An 18,622-nucleotide genomic window follows, 5' to 3' on the forward strand; every position below is an offset into this window, starting at 1 on the left:
GATTGCACCAGCAGGGTTTCGTCGTCATTCAGGTTGGTCAGGCTCTCGACGATCTTGTCGTAGCATTCCCAGTTACGTGCCGCGCGACCGATACCACCGTAAACCACCAGTTCTTTAGGGTTCTCGGCAACTTCCGGGTCGAGGTTGTTCATCAGCATGCGCAGCGGCGCTTCGGTCATCCAGCTCTTGGCGGTCAACTTGTTGCCGCGGGCAGCGCGGATTTCGACGTCACGGTGCTTAGTAAAGGTGACGGGGGTCGACTTATTCTCGGTCACGAAAAAAACTCCTCAGCAATCAATCCAAACCAGCCCAGGCAGTGGGCGAGCAAGCCAATGTGCAAACGGTGCACACCGGCGAATCAGTGGACGATGGTCGAGTCTTCGTGACTCATACGCATACGTCTTTACTTGTACATACAAGCATATGCAATCAAGCGGCCAACTTGCTGGATGGGCATTCAATAAAGTGCTGAATCTGGCTGAAAAGCCCTTGGGACAAGGGTTTGGTGGGTAGCGGTTTTTTTTGGCAGGTTTTTTTTTCGAGGAGTGACAGTTGTTACCTGAGCACGGTTTTGCGCCACGCTGGGGCGTTCGGTAACAAATTGGTGCGCACAGGGAAACGGGTTTTGGAGGGGCGAAAAGCAAAAAATCGCAGCCTCCGACAGCTCCCGCACAGGAATGACCTGTTCCGTAGGAGTTGCCGAAGGCTGCGATCTTTTTAAGGAGGCTGGATCAGAGCGCTGTCAGTTCAATCACGCAGCACTGGCCGCTGACAGAAACATCCAGCAGCCCGGTGTTACCGCGCAGTTGCAGGCAATCATGACGCCCCAGAACATGGACTCCGCTGCCATCGATCTGCACGTCGAGTGCGTCGGCCACGCTGAACACCAGCAGGGTGCCGGCCGAACTGAAAAACCGTTGCACACCAGCGACCCACTGCAACCGCGCCTGGTAACGATTCGCTGCATAAATCAGGTTGAAGTCGCGAATCGCACCGCCGAGCAGCGTGCAGGAAACCTGGCTCTCGCCACTGAACGCAAACGGGTCCAGCGGTAACAGTGGCCGCGTGTTCTGGCCGTCGACCGTCAAAGTCATGCCTTCGCCCTGCAGCACGGTGATGACCCGCTCATAACCGGCAAAGGTGGAGAAGCCGCCCGACTCACCGATATCGGCAATCGACAGGCGCCAGCCAAATCCATCCAGGCCTGTCCCTGCATCGCGGGTGATTTCTTCGGTGCTGCCGCCGCCGTTTTTCCACGGCATGCGCGGATAATCGGCAGCACGCAAAACGTTCAAGTGACTCATTTATGCCTCTTATGTATGACTCTTTATTTATGGCTCTTTATTTATGAAACCGCCCTTCCAGACGATGACGGGAGCCGGGATGGATCAGACGAGCAGCCGTCACTGGCTGACGCCCGGACCAGGTCCGGCGGCGAATCAGCAGGCACGGCTCGCCTTTTTCGATCTGCAGCAATTTGCATTCGGAAGGCTCGGCAAGAATCGCTTCAACCACGTGCTCGCCTTCGGTCAATGGCGCGACCTGATTCAGATAGGCATAAGGCGTTTGCAGGGTGAAGTCTTGCTTGAGGTATTCCGGCGCGACCAGGGCATTGACGAAACGGTCCTCGATTTGCACGGGAATATCGTTCTCGAAATGCACGATCAGCGAGTGGAAGACCTTCTGGCCTTCACGCATATCCAGTGCCAGGGCGCGCTCGGAACCCGCTGCCTCTTCTTCGAGGGTGATCACCTTGCAGGTGTGGCGATGGCCACGGGAGGCGATTTCGTCGGCAATGTTATGCACTTCGAAGAGCGCGGACTGGCTCTTGGGTTCGGCGACGAAAGTGCCGACGCCCTGCATGCGCACCAACAGGCCGTCTGCCGTCATCTCGCGCAAGGCGCGGTTGATGGTCATGCGGCTGAAACCCAGCTGGTTGACCAGCTCGCTTTCCGACGGCACGCGGTAGTGCGGCGGCCAGTTACCACTGTCGATTTGCTGGGTGATCATCTGTTTGACGCGAGCGTACAAGGGCGCCGGACTGTCGCCCATATTGGCACTCAGCGTCGATACTGCAGGCGGAGTCGGCACAGGAAATCCTTGTTCGTTGATTAAGGCCACTAGCTTGCCGGAGTTTACCGAGCAGGCAAACGTCTGTATATGTATATACAAATAACACACGATGGGGTGCTGAACCATGTCCGCCTTCTTTGCCGAACGCGCGCTACTGCCTAGTGGATGGGCCAACAATGTACGTCTCGAGGTCAGCGCCGAAGGCCTGCTGACCCACATCCAGGCCGATGCCAGCGCTGAAGGCGCCGAACGGCTGAGCGGTCCGCTGCTGCCGGGCATGCCGAATTTGCACTCCCATGCCTTCCAGCGGGCGATGGCTGGATTGGCCGAAGTAGCAGGTAATCCGAACGATAGTTTCTGGACCTGGCGCGACCTGATGTATCGCCTCGTCGGAAAAATCAGCCCGGAACAACTCGGGATCATCGCCCGCCAGCTGTACATCGAAATGCTCAAGGCCGGTTACACCTCGGTCGCCGAATTCCATTACGTGCACCACGATAACAACGGCCACCCCTACGCGGACCCGGCCGAACTGTCGTTGCAAATCAGTCAGGCGGCCAGCGCCTCCGGCATCGGCCTGACCTTGCTGCCCGTACTCTACAGCCACTCCGGCTTCGGTGGTCTGGCGCCTAATGAAGGCCAGCGACGCTTCATCAACAGCACTGAAAACTACCTGAAGCTACAAGCACGCTTGCAGCCACTGCTGGCGCAGCAACCGGCGCAACAACTGGGCCTGTGCTTCCACTCGTTGCGCGCAGTCACGCCGCAGCAAATCAGCGAAGTGCTGGCAGCCAGCGACAAACACTGCCCGGTGCACATCCACATCGCCGAACAGCAAAAGGAAGTCGACGACTGCCTGTCCTGGAGCGGTCGCCGTCCGTTGCAATGGCTGTATGAAAATACCGACGTCGATCAGCGCTGGTGCCTGGTCCACGCAACCCACGCCAACCCGGAAGAAGTCAGTTTGATGGCCAAGAGCCGCGCCATCGCCGGCCTGTGCCTGACTACCGAGGCCAACCTGGGCGACGGGATTTTCCCGGCCGTGGACTTCCTCGCTCAAGGCGGGCGCATGGGCATTGGCTCCGACAGCCATGTGTCACTGAGCGTGGTGGAAGAATTGCGTTGGCTGGAATACGGCCAGCGCCTGCGCGATCAGCGACGTAACCGCTTGTATGGCGCTGATCAACCGATGGTCGGGCGCACCCTGTACGACGCCGCGCTCGACGGTGGCGCACAGGCGCTGGGACAGCCGATTGGCGCACTGGAAGTCGGCAAACGCGCCGACTGGCTGGTGCTCGACGGCAACGACCCTTACCTGGCAACCGCCAGTGGCGACGGGATTCTGAACCGCTGGTTGTTTGCCGGTGGCGACCGCCAGGTGCGCGACGTTCTGGTGAACGGCAAGTGGGTGGTGCGCGACGGGCATCACGCGGGCGAAGAAGAAAGCAACCGTGCGTTCACCCAGGTGCTGCGCGACCTGTTGGGTTAAAAGCAAAAGATCGCAGCCTGCGGCAGCTCCTACAAAATTGCGTAGGAGCTGCCGCAGGCTGCGATCCTTTCAAGCCGCTGCAGCTTACTTCGAGGTCTGGGCCATTTTGGTGTCCGACACCCGCCAGATCAGACGTGTGGTGTCGTAACCCTGCTGACGCGCCCTGCTCAGCAATTCCTCGCGGGTATCCGCGTTGACTTCCGGCTTGCGTGACAGCAGCCACAGGTTGCGCCGATTGGGGCTACCGACAATCGCGGTCTGGTAATCATCGCTGACATACAGCACCCAGTAATTACCCTTGGTCACGCCTGGCAACAACCGGGTAAACCAGTTATCGAAGTTCACCCACAGCTTGTCGTTCTTGCCGGGAATCTGCGGCGTTGCCGTGCCCTTGGCCTCTTCCCATTTCCACTCGGGAGTCAGGCAACGGTTCAACACATCCATGTCACCATCGGTCTTGAGGGTGTAATGGGCTTCGGATTGCGCGCAGTTACGCTGGAAGTACATAGGCATGCGCGCCAACTCGTACCATTTACCCTGGTAACGCTTGAGGTTGACGCTATGGACCGTTTTCGGCGCCAGCGAATCATCGCCAGAAGTGGCGCAGCCGGCCAACAACAGACCGGCCAAAAGAGCTATTACTAACCGCATCATTATTTTTCTCCCGTGGGCGTTGGGCCCCGGTTTACTTCAGGCCTTGCCCGGAAAACATCAGCACTTTGTCACCGGCATACTGCACGCTGATAAAGCTGTTCTTGTCGCCCCAGGTGCAGCTGGACATGCCCAACGCGCCTGAACAATCAGCAGGTTTACCCAGCAAGGTTTCGACCTCGGCCTTGGGCATGCCCGTCGACAGTTTCGAATAGTTTTCCTGGTTGATCTTGCTGCACGCGGCCAACAGCACGCAAAACGACAGCAAGGCGATAGATCGCAGCGACATGGTGTAACTCCTGGAAAGAGGGGAAGGCATGGCTGCCAACCAGAAGCTTAGAAGAGAAAACCCCCTTCTGGTTCCCACCGGTACCGGGTATTTATTGAAGAGTGAAATCCGCATTTCGCCCCAAAATAAGGCATTTCTACGCACTGACCGGCATTTCGTCGGTTTTTGTAAAACCCGCCTAATCTTTGGCGCTGCCCTGTCGACATAGAAGCAGCGCCAAGCCCTCTCCTGTGGCAATTTGACGCTCCTCGTTGATCAGTCCTCCCGCGGTAGCGCCTCTAATGACCAGAAACATGAAGTTCAGCCACAAGATCCTGCTCGCCGCTGCCCTTGTGGTGGCCGTAGCATTCGCCTGTTTCATTCTGTTCAACGACTACCGTCAGCGCCAAACCCTGCGCAGTAGCACCGAGTCCTCGATGCAGGAACTCGGCAGCCTGACCACCAGCAACATCCAGACCTGGCTGGAAAGCCGTATCCAGTTGCTGCAATCGCTGGCCCAGCAAGTGGCCGTCGACGGCCCGGCGCTGGACAACCTGAAGCGCGCCGTCGGCCTGCCGGCCTACACCAGCAACTTTCAGTTGAGCTATTTCGGCGGTGCCGACGGCGTAATGTTCTCGGTGCCGGCCGGCAATCGTGCAGCGGACTACGACCCACGCGCCCGTGGCTGGTACAAAGCCGCCAACAGTGCGCAACAGACCATCGTCACCGAACCCTACATCGCTGCGTCCTCGGGCAAGCTGGTGATCACCGTTGCCACTCCGGTACAGCATCAGAACCAGATGATTGGCGTGGCCGGTGCGGACATCGACCTGAGCAGCGTCAGCGCCATCATCAACTCGCTGAATTTCGGCGGTCACGGCCACGCGTTCATCGTCAGCAGCGACGGCAAGATCCTGATTCACCCGGACAGCAAACTGGTGCTCAAAAGCCTCGCCGAGGCCTATCCCGCTGGCGCGCCAAAGGTCAGCCCCGGCATGAAGGAAGTCGAGGTGGACGGCAAGACCCAGTTCATCTCGCTCACCCACGTCAACGGCGTGCCATCAGCCGACTGGTACGTGGCACTGGTGCTCGACCAGGACACCGCATTCTCGATGCTCAGCGAATTCCGTACCTCGGCGATCATCGCCATGGTGATTGCCGTGGTGATCATCATCACGCTGCTCGGTATGCTGATCCGCGTCTTGATGCAGCCGTTGCTGACCATGGGCCGCGCCATGCATGACATCGCCGAAGGTGAAGGCGACCTGACCAAACGCCTGACCATTCACGGCCAGGACGAATTCGGGGCGCTGGGCACCTCGTTCAACCGCTTCGTCGAGCGTATTCACACTTCGATCCGCGAAGTGTCGTCGGCCACCGGCCAAGTCAACGAAGTCGCCTTGCGGGTGGTCAGCGCCTCCAACTCGTCGATGTTCAATTCCGACCAGCAAGCCTCGCGCACCAGCAGCGTGGCCGCGGCGATCAATCAGCTCGGTGCCGCCGCCCAGGAAATCGCCCAGAACGCAGCCCTCGCCTCGCAACACTCCAGCGACGCCCGCAGCCTGGCCGAAGACGGTCAGCAAGTAGTGGATAAAACCATCGCGGCGATGCAGCAACTGTCGGCCAAAATCAGCGACTCGTGCGGCAGTATCGAAACGCTGAACAGCAACACGGTGAACATCGGGCAGATTCTCGAAGTCATCACCAGCATCTCGCAGCAGACCAACCTGCTGGCCCTGAACGCCGCCATCGAAGCCGCTCGCGCGGGTGAGGCCGGACGTGGTTTCGCCGTGGTTGCCGACGAAGTACGCAACCTCGCCCACCGCACCCAGGATTCGGCGCAGCAAGTGCAGAAGATGATTGAAGAGCTGCAAGTCGGCGCCCGTGAGGCCGTCGCTATCATGACCGACAGTCAGCGTCAGAGCGAAAGCAGCGTTGGCATCGCCAATCAGGCCGGTGAGCGCCTGGGCAGCGTGACCCAGCGCATCGGCGAAATCGACGGCATGAACCAGTCGGTGGCCACCGCCACCGAAGAACAGACCGCCGTGGTCGAGTCGATCAACGTCGACATCACCGAGATCAACACCCTGAACCAGGAAGGCGTGGAGAACCTGCAATCGACCCTGCGTGCGTGCGCGGATCTTGAGCAGCAGGCGGCGCGGTTGAAGCAGTTGGTCGGTAGTTTCCGGATCTAGTGCTTTTGCGGGCCCCTTCGCGAGCAAGCCCGCTCCCACATTTGACCTCCAGTGTGACAAAGATCAAATGTGGGAGCGGGCTTGCTCGCGAAGACGGCATCAGCCGCAATGAAGTTCTAGAACCGAGACCCAGGTCCAGAGAGAAACACCAGTTCCTCAGCCGTAGACTCCCTTCCCAACACCGCATTGCGATGGGGAAACCGCCCAAACCGGGCGATAATCTTCTGATGCCGTTCGGCGTAATCGAGGTTATCGGCAAACACCGCACGATCCGTCTCGGGTTGCTGCGCCAGCAAATCAGCAAAGCGTGAGATGGCTTCGTTCTGCACCGCCAGATGCTCGCAATGCTCGAACACCAGGTAGATGAACACCCGCTGGATCGGCAACAGTTGCCGATCGAAATCCGCGGCAATGCCTTGCGCCACCAGAGCCTGAGCTCTCAAGTCGCCTGCAAAGGATTTGGGGGTTTCGCGAAAGATCATTCGCGGTAACTGATCGAGCAACAACACCAGGGCCAGCCAACCTTCGGGACTTTGCGTCCACTCGGTCAATCCGCCGGCCAGTGCCTGTTCCACCAGATCCCCGAAACGCGTGCGCGCTTCGAGGTCCTGGCTGTCACGCTTACCGAACCACAACTTGCCCTTGTCAGCCGCTACGTCATCAGGTGCTTCGGCTGAACCGAACCACCATTCGAGCAACGGCTGCCAGGGGGCGGTCATGGTTTATGCCTTATGGTAAGCCGTGGCGCGTTCAACTTCTTCTTTCGAGCCCAGGAACACCGCTACACGCTGGTGCAGGCCTTCAGGCTTGATGTCGAGAATACGCTGGTGACCGTCGGTGGAAGCGCCGCCGGCCTGTTCAACCAGGAACGACATCGGGTTGGCTTCGTACATCAGACGCAACTTGCCCGGCTTGGAAGGCTCGCGGCTGTCACGTGGGTACATGAACACGCCGCCACGGGTCAGGATGCGGTGCACGTCGGCCACCATCGCGGCGACCCAGCGCATGTTGTAGTTCTTTTTCAGCGGGCCTTCTTCACCAGCCAGCAGTTCGCCGACGTAGCGTTGTACCGGCGCTTCCCAGTGACGCTGGTTGGACATGTTGATCGCGAATTCCTGAGTGGAGGACGGGATCTTGATGTCTTCATGAGTCAGCACGAAGCTGCCCATTTCACGGTCCAGGGTAAAGCCTTTCACGCCATCACCCAGGGTCAGCACCAACATGGTTTGCGGGCCGTAGATGGCATAACCGGCGGCTACCTGTTCGGTGCCTGGCTGCAGGAAAGCCTTTTCGTTCAAGGGTTCGTTCTGGCTCAGGTATTCGTTCGGGCAACGCAGCACTGAGAAGATAGTACCGACCGGCGCGTTGATATCGATGTTCGACGAACCGTCCAGTGGGTCGAATACCAGCAGGTACGCGCCTTTCGGGTATTTGCCCGGGATCTGGTAGGCATTGTCCATTTCTTCGGACGCCATGCCGGCCAGGTGACCGCCCCATTCGTTGGCTTCGAGCAGGATCTCGTTGGAGATCACGTCGAGCTTCTTCTGGACTTCGCCTTGCACGTTTTCAGTGCCCATGCTGCCCAGAACACCACCCAGGGCGCCTTTGGAGACGGCATGGCTGATTTCCTTGCAAGCACGCGCCACTACTTCGATCAGAAAGCGCAGATCGGCAGGAGTGTTGTTGCTACGGGTCTGCTCAATCAAATAGCGACTCAGGGTAACGCGGGACATGGAAGGCTCCGGAGGAATGGGGACTAAAAACCCGCGCAGTTTAACGCGAGTCGAGGCGCAATTCCTCTTATCAGACGAGATTCACTCAATAGAGTTCATGCGCGGGGTTGAGCGTAGTTCGAAACCGACGGGATGTGCCCGCAAGATTGGCGACAGTTTCAGCATTCTTGGCGGTTTCTAGGACGCCATCGCGAGCAGGCTCGCTCCCACAGGATTTGCGCCGTCCTTGTAGGAGCAAAGCTTGCTCGCGATCTGGTGCGCAGCACCAGCCCTAGGATTTCACCGATGGCTTGCGCAGCAAGCTGAACGCCATCCCCGCCAAACCCGCTACACCGAGCAAGAGCACCGCCCACAAACCGATCTTCTTCCAGTTCGTGCCGACCGTAATCGGTGTCACCGCCGTAAGCGATGAAGTCACCACCGCCCCGCCATCAACCTTGGCCTGCCCCAAGGTCGCCAGACGCTTGGGACTGTAGTCGGGAATCAGCGTCGACAACGGCAAGCTCGCCGCTTTAACCGTCGCGCTGCCCAGCGCCAACGTGTATGGCCCCGCCCCACGAGCGAGGAACACCACCTGAGTCGAACGCACGGCATAGCGCACTGTCGGAGCTTGTGCACCCAAACCACCGCCGCGCTCATCGACGGTCAGTTTCAACTGTTGCACCACCTGGCCAGGCACCTGCAATTGGTTCTGCACCACGTCCTGACCATTTTGCGTCAGCCGATAGAGCAAACCACTGCTCAAGGTCTGCCACGGCAGGCTGCTTTCGCGACGCCCCGACAGGGTCACCGGCGCCAGGCTGTTGGCCTGACTCAACTCAACCTGCAACCGCTCGACGCTCAAGCCCATCGGCAATTGCCAAGTGTATTCACCGGCCTTGGTGCTGCTGCCAGCCAACGGCTCGGACCAGACCAACGGCTGCGGCAGATAGCTGGAACTGGCGCTCTGCAGTTGCACCGAGGTCAGCACGGGCGCCGCCTGCGGGGTTTTCCACAGCAAGCGCAGATAGCGCGTGCTCTGCCCCGGCAAGTTCACTTCATGCTGCTCGACCCGTTCGTCGGCAAACGACAGCCGCGCCACCTGGCCTTCGCCCCACGGCTGCCAATGCTGCAAGTCGTCGCTGGCCTCGATGCTGAAACGCTGAAAGCCGTCGCGTTCGCTGGTCCAGTCGAGGATCAACTGCTGCAACGGAGCCTTGATCGCGCTGGCGTCCAGCAACCAGCCGCGCAGTACTTCTTCGCCGGCTTCGAGCTGACTCGACGGCTGGACATCCACCAGCGTGCCATTGGCGTTCGACGAAATACGCACGCTCGGCACCGCTTCGCGGGCAGAGGCCGAGTCGTAAAGCGGGAACCACTTCACGTCATTCAGCACAAGATTTTCGCGGCTCTGCGCCTGCTCCCGCGCCAGCGAATAGGCCTGCGCCTCGCCAGCAGCGTTGAACACCCGCACATCGCTGAGATCAGTCTGGCGCGCATTCAACTGCACCGCCAGCGGCAATTCGAGGCGATACCATGGCCCCTCGCCGCTCAGGCTCAGGGGCACCTGCGTGGTGAAATCCGCCGGGGTTTCCTGGGCAACGGCCGACAGCGCCACACACAGTCCAACAGCGCCCAGCGACAACTTCAGATTCAAGATGACACTCCTTCAGATCCATTGGCCGGCTTTTCAGGCTCAGGCGTTGCTTCGGCACGTTTGGGCGGTAGCGGTGCGAAATAGCCGACCACCAGCAGCAACACGCCCACGCCGATAAACGAGACGATCCGCGCCAGCCCGCCACGGTTACTCAATTCGACAAAGATCAATTTCGCGACCACCAGCGCGATCAGTGCCGCACCGACCAGCCAGACTTCCCGACGATGGCGCAAATGGCCGCCGATCATCAGGCTCAAGGCGATCAGGGTCCAGACGATCGACAGACCGGCCTGCACCAGCATCGATTCCAGTAAGGCATCCAGCTCAAACGGCACGCCGCCCCAATGGTAAGCGCTGCGCATCACCAGCGCGGTGAAGAAGGCGAACAGTGAAACCCCGGCCACCACTTGTGTGGCGCGCTCGGCGTAATCGGCGCGAATCGCCAGTTGGCTGACCGCACCACGCGACCAGACATAAACGCCGAACAAGGCAAACAGCAGGCCGATTTCCAACGGGTTGAGCAACGGCAGATAAGGCAGCGGTTCGGCGGTACCGTCGCTGGCGATGTTCGCCAGCCAGAACCAGCCGAGCATCAGCAGCGCCAGCGGCAGTGCGGCGTACACGCGGTACTCGTGGGCATAGGCCGAGATCGGCCACGGCCAGGCACGCGGAGCAGCCATCAACACCAGGTACAGGCTCGGCAAAATTGCCCAACCCAGCCAGCGCCAGGCGTTGTACTGCTCGGACAACACCAGCAAGCCGTAACGCAACTCCAGCGCCAACACGCCGATCAACAGCCAGCAACCCAGCACGTGAGCAGCGCTCAATGCTCTCGCGGGGAGCATCGGCGCCAAGCGTCGCAGCGAGATGAAATGCACCACAAACACCGCCGCCCACGCCAGCCAGCCGAGATTCGCCGCCGGGTGATAACGCGAATGCCAGGCCGCGACCAACACCAGCGCCGCTGCCGGCATCAACAAGGTGCAGAGCACGCCCAGGGCCGGCCATTGCAATCGCCGGGACAACAACGTCCACAACGCGACACTCAGCGCCGCGATGCCCAGCAGCAACGTGGCTTGCAGGTTCAGCGGCGCAAACCGCAGCACTTCGCTGATCAACGCCAGTGCCCACCAGGCCGCGCCCCACACCAGCAATAACTCGGACAAACGCCGCAAGCTCAAGGCATCGAACGCGCTCGCGTGATTGCCAAGCTGCAAGCGCCACGCGCCGACCATCGCCGCCAGCCCGAGCACCATTGGCGTCCAGAAACCGCTGTGGCCCAGTGGTCGCAATCCTTCGCTGCCGAGCGGCCCGAGCAGTTCGGGACCGGCAATCAGGAACGCCGCGCCGCCGATCACTTGCAACAACAAACCAAAGACAAAACTCACCCGCTGCTGCAAGTACAGGCTCAGCCAGATGATCAACAGACCGCTGGCCGCCCACACCGCACTCGCCGTTTGCCACGGCAACACGAACAGCACCGCCAGATTGATCAGCACCAACCCGGCCAGCAACACCACCGACAGCCCACGCAGCAACCGCACATCGCTGCGCACCATGTCGTCGCGGGCGGCGAACAGCATCCCGCCGATCAATGCCAGGCCAATCAACGAGGCGGTCAGCAAACCGCTCCAGCCAGCACTGAACACCGCCGTTGCCTCACCGCTGGCGCCTTGCAGCCGCAGCAGGAACAACACGCCGCCGAGCAGTTGCACCGCGAACGCAGTAAACAGGAAGGTCCGCGATTGCAGGCGCAAGCCCACGAACAACGTCGCCAAACCGGCCAACGCCCAGCTGATCGCGGTGCCATGGGTGAAGAAGAACATCGGCGCCAGCAGATAGAGGAACGTCAGGCCAGCGCAGGCCAACACCGGTAAACCTTTGCGCTCCCAGGATGAGGTGTGCTCAGGGGAGGTATTGCGCAAGTGGTAGAAACTGAACAGCAACGCCACGCCGAGCATCAGCGCACCGAGCGGTGAACCCTCCAGCAGGCTGCTGTCGCCCAGGCTCAGTTTGCTGAGGAATGCCAGCGCCGAACCCAGCTGCAACAACAGGGCAAACGCCCGCGCCAATGGCCGATGCTGACGCAAGCCGAGCCAGAAGATCCCCGCGCCCTCCACCGCCCAAGCCGCCGCAGTCCAGCGCGCATCCAGGCCCAATGGAATCGCCAGGCTGGCGAAAATCACTCCCAGCGCCAGGCAGGTTTCCGCCAGCAGCAAGGCCCGACCGCCGCTGAGAAAACGCGCCAGCCCCATGTAAACGATGCCCAACACCAACGCGCTGAACGCAGCGGCAAACTCAAAATGATGAATCAACGCGAACTGCAAGCCAAAGCCCACCAGCGGCGGGCCGAACAACATCGTGCCGTCGACGTAGTCACCCTTGCGTGCCGACCAGCGCAGCAACGCCTCACGACTGTCATCCTCCGGCGCGTCGCTCATTTCGAGCAATTTGCGACGAGCGAACAACAAGCCAATCGCCAGGTACATCAGGAAGAACAGAATCAGGAACGGCTCGGTGCTCCACAGCAGTTCCGGCGTGTAAGAACGCAGGCCCCAGGCGAAACCTATGCCAAAGGTGCCGGCAAAGCCGATCAGGTTCAACGGCCGCCAGGCCTTGAACCAGGCGATGGCGAGGATGCCGGCGTTGAGCAAGGCGAAGTAGCTGAACAGCGCGACATGGTTGCCGGCGCCGGTGGAGGTCAGGATCGGCGCGGCAAACCCGCCCAGCGCCGCAGCGCACGCCAGGGCCAGAGAGTCCTGGGTAATCGCCAGAATCGCCGAGAACACCGTTACCGCCACCAACAGGCCCAACGCCGCTGTCGGGTCGAGCAACGGGTGCAAGCGCATGGCGGCGAACACCGTCAGGTACAGCACGGCGATGCCGGTGCCCTGCAGGATCAACGCATAGTTGGTGTTGCGCAGCCGCAACCACCAACCGAGCCCGAGCAACGCCAACGCCGCCGCAGCGACCCCGGCGTAACGCAATTCAATCGGCACCACCATGCCTTCGGTGGCGTAACGCAGCAGGAACGCCAGACCGAAGAACAGCAGCACCACGCCGACCCGCAGCACGGTGTTGCCGCCAAACAGCCAATTGCGCGCGGCGGCAATGCCGCGCTCGAACAGATTCGGGCCCCGGGGTTCGGCAGGTTGTTGCGGTTCGCTGGTGTGCAGGGTCCAGAGATCGGCGGGCTCAGGCGTGATGCTCGCCTGTACCGGTTCGAATTCGGGCGGCAACTCCCAGACCAGTTCCTGCGCGACAGGCAACGGCGTCGGGCCAGGCTCAGGCGCTTGGTCAACGATGATTTCAGCAGCAAGCGTTGGCTCACTGGCAGTCGCCGGCTCAGCAACCGGCACGGCATTAATGCCATGGGTCTCCAGCAACGCCAGCCGCTGTTCGACGGCATCGAGGGCAACCTGCGACCGTTCCAGCTGAAGACGCTGCTCGGCCGCTTGCGAATTCAGGCGCCTCAGCACAAACGCCTGGCCTGTACCAAGCCCCATCAGCGCGCCAATCAACGCTTCACTCAAAGACTCATCGAGCACCCAGCCCAGCACCAGCCCAATCAGCATGAAAATCCATTGCATGGTCAATATCCCTAAGCGCATTGGCCAACCGATAAGGTTTGGCGCAGCCCGTATTGCAAAGATCGCAGCCTTCGGCAGCTCCTACAACGGCAGTGTGCGCCAATATATTAGGCGAACACTGACTGTAGGAGCTGCCGAAGGCTGCGATCTTTTTCGGGGCGCTAGTATATCGATCCGATCAAACGACGGCTAAAAGTTACTCAAGAGCCTTCCAGATATCCGTGGCGTACTCGCGAATCGTCCGGTCGGACGAGAACCAGCCCATGCGCGCACTGTTGAGCACCGCCGAGCGCCACCACTCCTTCGAGTCGTGCCAGTGCTCTTCAACCCGCGCCTGGGCATGCCAGTAGGAATCGAAGTCGGCGCAGACCAGGAACCGGTCATATTCGATCAATGAATCGATCATCCCGGTATAACGCGACGGCTCATCCGGCGAGAACACCCCGCTGCGAATCGCTTGCAGCACATCACCCAGTCGATGAGAGGCTGCGATATCCGGCGCGGCGTAGAACTCATGATTCTGCTTGCGCGCCTCAACCTGCTGCGCCGTCAGACCGAAGATGAACATGTGCTCGACGCCAATGCGCTCACTCATTTCCACGTTGGCACCGTCCAGGGTGCCGATGGTCAGCGCGCCGTTGAGACCGAACTTCATGTTGCTGGTGCCCGACGCCTCAAAGCCAGCGGTGGATATCTGCTCCGACAGGTCGGCCGCCGGAATGATGCTCTCTGCCAGACTGACGTTGTAGTTGGGCAAGAACACCACTTTCAGCAAACCGCGCACCGTCGGGTCGTTGTTGACCACTCGGGCGATGTCGTTAGTGAGTTTGATGATCAGCTTGGCCTGGTGATAACTGGCCGCCGCCTTGCCGGCGAAGATCTTCACCCGCGGCACCCAATCGATTTCCGGCTCGGCGCGGATCGCCTGATACAGCGCCACGGTGTGCATCAGGTTGAGCAACTGACGTTTGTACTCGTGAATCCGTTTGACCTGCACATCGAACATCGCCGCCGGGTTGACCGCGATCCCCAGCCGCTCATGAATCAGATAGGCCAAGGCCTTCTTACTGTGCAGGCGTTGTTCGGCGAATTTATTGCGGAACGCCGCTTTCTCGGCAAACGGCTCCAGGCCGATCAGCCGTTGCTCGGGGTCATCCAACAAGTCCGGGCCCAGCGCATCGACCATCATCGAGGTCAGTTCCGGGTTGGCCTGATAGAGCCAGCGACGGAACGTAATGCCGTTGGTCTTGTTGTTGATCCGATCCGGATAAAGCTTGTGCAGCTCGGAAAACACCGTGCTGCGCATCAATTGAGTGTGCAGGCCGGATACGCCATTGACGCTGTGGGAACCGAGGAACGCCAGGTTGCCCATGCGCACGCGACGACCGTTGTCTTCCTCGATCAGCGATACCGCGCGCAGCACGTCGAAGTCGTGGATGCCTTTGGCCCGAAGCGAATCGATGTGCTGAGCATTGATCAGGTAAATGATCTGCATATGCCGTGGCAGCATCCGCTCCATCAGCCCCACCGGCCAGGTTTCCAGCGCTTCCGGCAACAGCGTGTGGTTGGTGTAGGAAAGCGTATCGACGGTGATCTGCCACGCCGCGTCCCACGCCACGTCGTACACATCGACCAGTTGACGCATCAACTCGGCCACGGCGATCGAGGGGTGAGTATCGTTGAGCTGGATCGCCGCGTGATCGCCCAGGGTCAGCACCGAGGTGTGCATATTGCGGTGACGGCGCAGTAAGTCCTGCAAGGACGCGGCGACAAAGAAATACTCCTGACGCAGCCGCAGTTCCTGACCAGCCTCGGTACTGTCGGCTGGATAGAGCACGCGGGAGATGCTTTCCGCGCGAGCCACTTCGGCCACTGCGCCCAAGTGATCACCGGCGTTGAAGCGCTCCAGGTGCAAGTCTTCCATAGCCCGCGCACGCCACAGGCGCAAGGTGTTGACGCTGGCCCCGCGCCAGCCGACCACCGGCGTGTCATAAGCTACCGCCCGTACGGTTTCCGAAGGCGACCAGACCTGTTTGGTCTTGCCGCTGGCATCGGTCACGGTCTCTACACTACCGCCGAAACCGATCGGGTAAATCACTTCCGGCCGCTCGAACTCCCAGGGGTTGCCGAAATCCAGCCAGTTTTCGGTTTGCTCCTGCTGCCAGCCATCGACAACCGCCTGACGGAACAACCCGTGTTCATAACGAATGCCGTAGCCATGACCGGCAATGCCTAGTGTCGACATGCTTTCCATGAAGCACGCCGCCAGGCGACCGAGGCCACCATTGCCAAGCGCGGCGTCTGGTTCCAGCAAGCGGATGCGTTCGAGGTCTACACCCAACTCGGTCAGCGCTTCGCGGGCCACGTCGAGCAGGCCGAGGTTGCTCAGGCTGTCGTAGAGCAGGCGGCCGATGAGGAACTCCAGCGAGAGGTAGTAAACGCGCTTCTGGCCTTTGCGGTAGATCTGCCGAGTGTGGTCCATCCAGTGTTCGACCATGTGATCACGTGCCGCCAGGGCAATGGCTTCAAACCAGTCATGGTCAAAGGCGTGATCCGGGTCCTTGCCCACTGCATAGGTAAGTTTGGCCAATACGGCGTCGCGAAACGCGGCCACCTCAGCTTCGCGAACAAGTGGTTCTTGAGTCATCGATAGGACCTCGGGCGAGCATGGAATTGACTGAGCCTAGTCGGTCTGACACGAGACAAATGCACTGGTTCGGCGATTTTTGCAATCGCCTGAATCAAGCCTCTGTCCTTGCCGGTACGCGTTGAAAAGATGCAGATGCCGTGCCGATCGTTCGGAAAATTCAGCGTAGCCATAAAAAACCGGCAAATGGTCGTTCAAAAAATCACCAGTCCAGGTATGATCGCGCGCCCTGATGCACGCTGGTAATTCCACATGATGAAGCCGAACCTGATCGCCGCCGCGGAGATCGACCGTCTCGATACCTGGGCCAAGTACTCTGCCCCGATGTGCGGCTCGTGCGTGTCCAGCTGCTGCACGCTGCCGGTCGAGGTGAAGATCAAGGATCTGATCCGCATCGGCATCGTCGACGAATTCGAACTCGGCGAACCACCAAAGAACATCGCCAAGCGCCTGCAAAAGGAAGGGATCGTCGAACGCTACAACCAGAAGTCCGAGATCTTCACCCTCCAGCGCATGAGCAACAACGATTGCCTGTATCTGGATCGTAAGAGCCGTTTGTGCACTATTTATGAAAAGCGCCCGGATACTTGCCGTAATCACCCGAAAATCGGCCCACGGCCTGGGTATTGCGCGTACAAGCCGAAAGAAGTCGTGCGCGAGAGCAATCCCCGGACCCTCGACAAGTTCTGATCAAAGCGACTATTTCGTAGCAGCTGTCGAGCCTGCGAGGCTGCGTTCGGCTGCGCAGCAGTCGTAGTCTGGTAAATGCAGCTCATCTGATGCACCGCAGCGTTTGATTTCACGACTGCTGCGCAGCCGAACGCAGCCTCGCAGGCTCGACAGCTGCTACAGCCAGACAAACAAAAACGCCCCCGACCTTGCGGTCGGGGGCGTTTTTTTAAGCGCTAACTAAGTCGAAACTCAGTTGCCGCTTTTCTTGGCAGCGCGGGTACGCTCGCTTTCGCCCAGGATCTTCTTGCGAAGACGGATGGACTTAGGAGTGACTTCACACAGTTCGTCTTCTTGTACGAACTCCAGAGCCTGCTCCAGGGTGAAGCGGATAGGCGGAACCAGTGCGATGGTTTCGTCTTTACCCGAAGCACGCATGTTGTCGAGCTTCTTGCCTTTGGTTGGGTTGACGCCCAGGTCGTTGTCGCGGCTGTTGATGCCGACGATTTGACCTTCGTACACGTCTTCACCGTGACCCAGGAACAGTTTGCCGCGAGCTTGCAGGGTTTCCAGCGAGTAAGTCAGAGCCTTACCGGTAGCAACCGAAACCAGCACGCCGTTCTGACGGCCGGACATGTCGCCGGACTTCATCACGTCGTAACGGTCGAAGATCGAGGTCAGGATGCCTGCACCGGAGGTCAGGGTCAGGAACTCGTTACGGAAACCGATCAGGCCACGAGCCGGGATGTTGTATTCAAGGCGCACACGGCCCTTGCCATCCGGAACCATGTTGGTCAGGTCGCCTTTACGGATACCGATCTGTTCCATGATCGAGCCCTGGGACTCTTCCGGCAGGTCGATGGTCACGTTTTCGTACGGTTCGTGCTTGACGCCGTCAACCATACGGATGATCACTTCCGGACGACCAACACCCATTTCGAAGCCTTCGCGACGCATGGTTTCGATCAGTACCGAGAGGTGCAACTCACCACGGCCGGAGACTTTGAACTTGTCGGCGGTGTCGCCTTCTTCAACGCGCAGAGCAACGTTGTACAGCAGCTCTTTGTCCAGACGTTCCTTGATGTTACGGCTGGTGACGAACTTGCCTTCTTTACCGCAGAAAGGCGAATCGTTTACCTGGAAGGTCATGGAAACGGTTGGTTCGTCAACGGTCAGCGGCTTCATCGCTTCGACGTTCAGTGGGTCGCACAGAGTGTCGGAGATGAACAGCTGGTCGAAGCCGCTGATGCAGACGATGTCGCCGGCAGCTGCTTCTTCAACGTCGATGCGGTGCAGACCGTGGTGACCCATCAGCTTGAGGATACGACCGTTACGCTTCTTGCCGTCAACGTCGATAGCCACAACTTGAGTGTTCGGCTTGATGCGACCACGAGCGATACGGCCAACGCCGATAACACCCAGGAAGCTGTTGTAGTCCAGAGCGGAGATTTGCATCTGGAACGGGCCGTCACGGTCAACTTTTGGAGCTGGGACGTGGTCAACGATGGCCTGGTACAGCGGGGTCATGTCTTCAGCCATGTCGGTGTGTTCCAGACCGGCAATGCCGTTCAGGGCCGAGGGGCAAGGCCCCCAGAACCCAGGACGTCATTCGGGTTTCACCGGTCATGGCCCGAAGCTGACGGGTGCCTTGCTCGCGTTCGCGAATCAGTT

Annotated in this window: 12 protein-coding genes and 4 pseudogenes; 4 read left to right on the forward strand and 12 right to left on the reverse strand. The window is 59.9% G+C overall.

What is annotated here, in order from left to right; genetic code table 11:
• The 3 genes and pseudogenes from ACIPIN_RS27945 to hutC form a co-directional block, all read right to left on the reverse strand.
• Positions 1–275, reverse strand: a pseudogene (locus ACIPIN_RS27945) (urocanate hydratase); the annotation flags it as partial.
• A gap of 456 nt (positions 276–731) precedes the next feature.
• Complete coding sequence (locus tag ACIPIN_RS27950) at positions 732–1,304, reverse strand: HutD family protein (protein ID WP_401124564.1); 573 nt, start codon at positions 1,302–1,304, stop codon at positions 732–734.
• Positions 1,305–1,341: 37 nt separating this feature from the next.
• Positions 1,342–2,052 (reverse strand): histidine utilization repressor, encoded by a 711-nt coding sequence (gene hutC, locus ACIPIN_RS27955; protein ID WP_177318976.1) that lies wholly within the window; start codon positions 2,050–2,052, stop codon positions 1,342–1,344.
• A 145-nt stretch (positions 2,053–2,197) separates the two neighbouring features.
• On the opposite strand from hutC, the gene ACIPIN_RS27960 reads away from it, so the two are divergent.
• Complete coding sequence (locus tag ACIPIN_RS27960; protein WP_401124566.1) at positions 2,198–3,562, forward strand: formimidoylglutamate deiminase; 1,365 nt, start codon at positions 2,198–2,200, stop codon at positions 3,560–3,562.
• An 84-nt stretch (positions 3,563–3,646) separates the two neighbouring features.
• Here the strand turns inward: ACIPIN_RS27960 and ACIPIN_RS27965 are convergent, their stop codons facing one another.
• On the reverse strand, positions 3,647–4,216 hold the full coding sequence (locus ACIPIN_RS27965) for a lipocalin family protein (protein WP_401124568.1): 570 nt from the start codon (positions 4,214–4,216) through the stop codon (positions 3,647–3,649).
• A gap of 31 nt (positions 4,217–4,247) precedes the next feature.
• Positions 4,248–4,502 carry a hypothetical protein gene (locus ACIPIN_RS27970; RefSeq protein WP_007933963.1) on the reverse strand — a complete coding sequence of 85 codons (255 nt, stop codon included), beginning with the start codon at positions 4,500–4,502 and terminating at the stop codon, positions 4,248–4,250.
• A 293-nt stretch (positions 4,503–4,795) separates the two neighbouring features.
• On the opposite strand from ACIPIN_RS27970, the pseudogene ACIPIN_RS27975 reads away from it, so the two are divergent.
• Both ACIPIN_RS27975 and ACIPIN_RS27980 read left to right on the forward strand, forming a co-directional pair.
• A pseudogene (locus ACIPIN_RS27975) lies at positions 4,796–5,818 on the forward strand (cache domain-containing protein); the annotation flags it as partial.
• 93 nt (positions 5,819–5,911) lie between these two features.
• Complete coding sequence (locus ACIPIN_RS27980) at positions 5,912–6,676, forward strand: methyl-accepting chemotaxis protein (RefSeq protein ID WP_401124584.1); 765 nt, start codon at positions 5,912–5,914, stop codon at positions 6,674–6,676.
• A gap of 116 nt (positions 6,677–6,792) precedes the next feature.
• On the opposite strand, the gene ACIPIN_RS27985 is transcribed toward ACIPIN_RS27980, so the two are convergent.
• From ACIPIN_RS27985 to ACIPIN_RS28005, 5 genes are all read right to left on the reverse strand, one after another.
• Positions 6,793–7,395 carry a DUF924 family protein gene (locus ACIPIN_RS27985; protein ID WP_401124570.1) on the reverse strand — a complete coding sequence of 201 codons (603 nt, stop codon included), beginning with the start codon at positions 7,393–7,395 and terminating at the stop codon, positions 6,793–6,795.
• Between the two features lie 3 nt (positions 7,396–7,398).
• Complete coding sequence (locus ACIPIN_RS27990) at positions 7,399–8,409, reverse strand: class 1 fructose-bisphosphatase (protein ID WP_401124573.1); 1,011 nt, start codon at positions 8,407–8,409, stop codon at positions 7,399–7,401.
• A gap of 271 nt (positions 8,410–8,680) precedes the next feature.
• Complete coding sequence (locus ACIPIN_RS27995) at positions 8,681–10,045, reverse strand: DUF3999 domain-containing protein (protein ID WP_401124576.1); 1,365 nt, start codon at positions 10,043–10,045, stop codon at positions 8,681–8,683.
• Positions 10,042–13,635, reverse strand: a complete 3,594-nt coding sequence (locus ACIPIN_RS28000; protein WP_401124579.1) for a DUF2339 domain-containing protein — start codon at positions 13,633–13,635, stop codon at positions 10,042–10,044. The genes ACIPIN_RS27995 and ACIPIN_RS28000 overlap by 4 nt, the downstream gene beginning before the upstream one ends.
• A 196-nt stretch (positions 13,636–13,831) precedes the next feature.
• Entirely contained in the window at positions 13,832–16,282 is a 2,451-nt protein-coding gene (locus ACIPIN_RS28005; protein ID WP_401124581.1) for a glycogen/starch/alpha-glucan phosphorylase, read from the reverse strand.
• Positions 16,283–16,534: 252 nt separating this feature from the next.
• Here ACIPIN_RS28005 and ACIPIN_RS28010 point away from each other — a divergent pair, with 252 nt between their 5' ends.
• Positions 16,535–16,972 (forward strand): YkgJ family cysteine cluster protein, encoded by a 438-nt coding sequence (locus tag ACIPIN_RS28010; protein WP_123423993.1) that lies wholly within the window; start codon positions 16,535–16,537, stop codon positions 16,970–16,972.
• Positions 16,973–17,203: 231 nt separating this feature from the next.
• Here ACIPIN_RS28010 and ACIPIN_RS28015 read toward each other — a convergent pair.
• Both ACIPIN_RS28015 and ACIPIN_RS28020 read right to left on the reverse strand, forming a co-directional pair.
• Positions 17,204–18,529, reverse strand: a pseudogene (locus tag ACIPIN_RS28015) (EF-Tu/IF-2/RF-3 family GTPase); the annotation flags it as partial.
• Positions 18,528–18,622 (reverse strand): annotated as a pseudogene (locus ACIPIN_RS28020) (type II secretion system protein F); the annotation flags it as partial. The pseudogenes ACIPIN_RS28015 and ACIPIN_RS28020, both read right to left, overlap by 2 nt.

The organism is Pseudomonas sp. NPDC087697, assembly GCF_044743155.1.
Lineage (GTDB): Bacteria > Pseudomonadota > Gammaproteobacteria > Pseudomonadales > Pseudomonadaceae > Aquipseudomonas.

Coding starts and splice junctions, on each gene's coding strand:
- hutC (WP_177318976.1), bottom strand. CDS start 2,052: ATGGGCGACAGTCCGGCGCCCTTGTACGCTCGCGTCAAACAGATGATC.
- ACIPIN_RS27985 (WP_401124570.1), bottom strand. CDS start 7,395: ATGACCGCCCCCTGGCAGCCGTTGCTCGAATGGTGGTTCGGTTCAGCC.
- ACIPIN_RS27970 (WP_007933963.1), bottom strand. CDS start 4,502: ATGTCGCTGCGATCTATCGCCTTGCTGTCGTTTTGCGTGCTGTTGGCC.
- ACIPIN_RS27960 (WP_401124566.1), top strand. CDS start 2,198: ATGTCCGCCTTCTTTGCCGAACGCGCGCTACTGCCTAGTGGATGGGCC.
- ACIPIN_RS27980 (WP_401124584.1), top strand. CDS start 5,912: ATGTTCAATTCCGACCAGCAAGCCTCGCGCACCAGCAGCGTGGCCGCG.
- ACIPIN_RS27990 (WP_401124573.1), bottom strand. CDS start 8,409: ATGTCCCGCGTTACCCTGAGTCGCTATTTGATTGAGCAGACCCGTAGC.
- ACIPIN_RS28005 (WP_401124581.1), bottom strand. CDS start 16,282: ATGACTCAAGAACCACTTGTTCGCGAAGCTGAGGTGGCCGCGTTTCGC.
- ACIPIN_RS28010 (WP_123423993.1), top strand. CDS start 16,535: ATGATGAAGCCGAACCTGATCGCCGCCGCGGAGATCGACCGTCTCGAT.
- ACIPIN_RS27965 (WP_401124568.1), bottom strand. CDS start 4,216: ATGATGCGGTTAGTAATAGCTCTTTTGGCCGGTCTGTTGTTGGCCGGC.
- ACIPIN_RS28000 (WP_401124579.1), bottom strand. CDS start 13,635: ATGCAATGGATTTTCATGCTGATTGGGCTGGTGCTGGGCTGGGTGCTC.
- ACIPIN_RS27950 (WP_401124564.1), bottom strand. CDS start 1,304: ATGAGTCACTTGAACGTTTTGCGTGCTGCCGATTATCCGCGCATGCCG.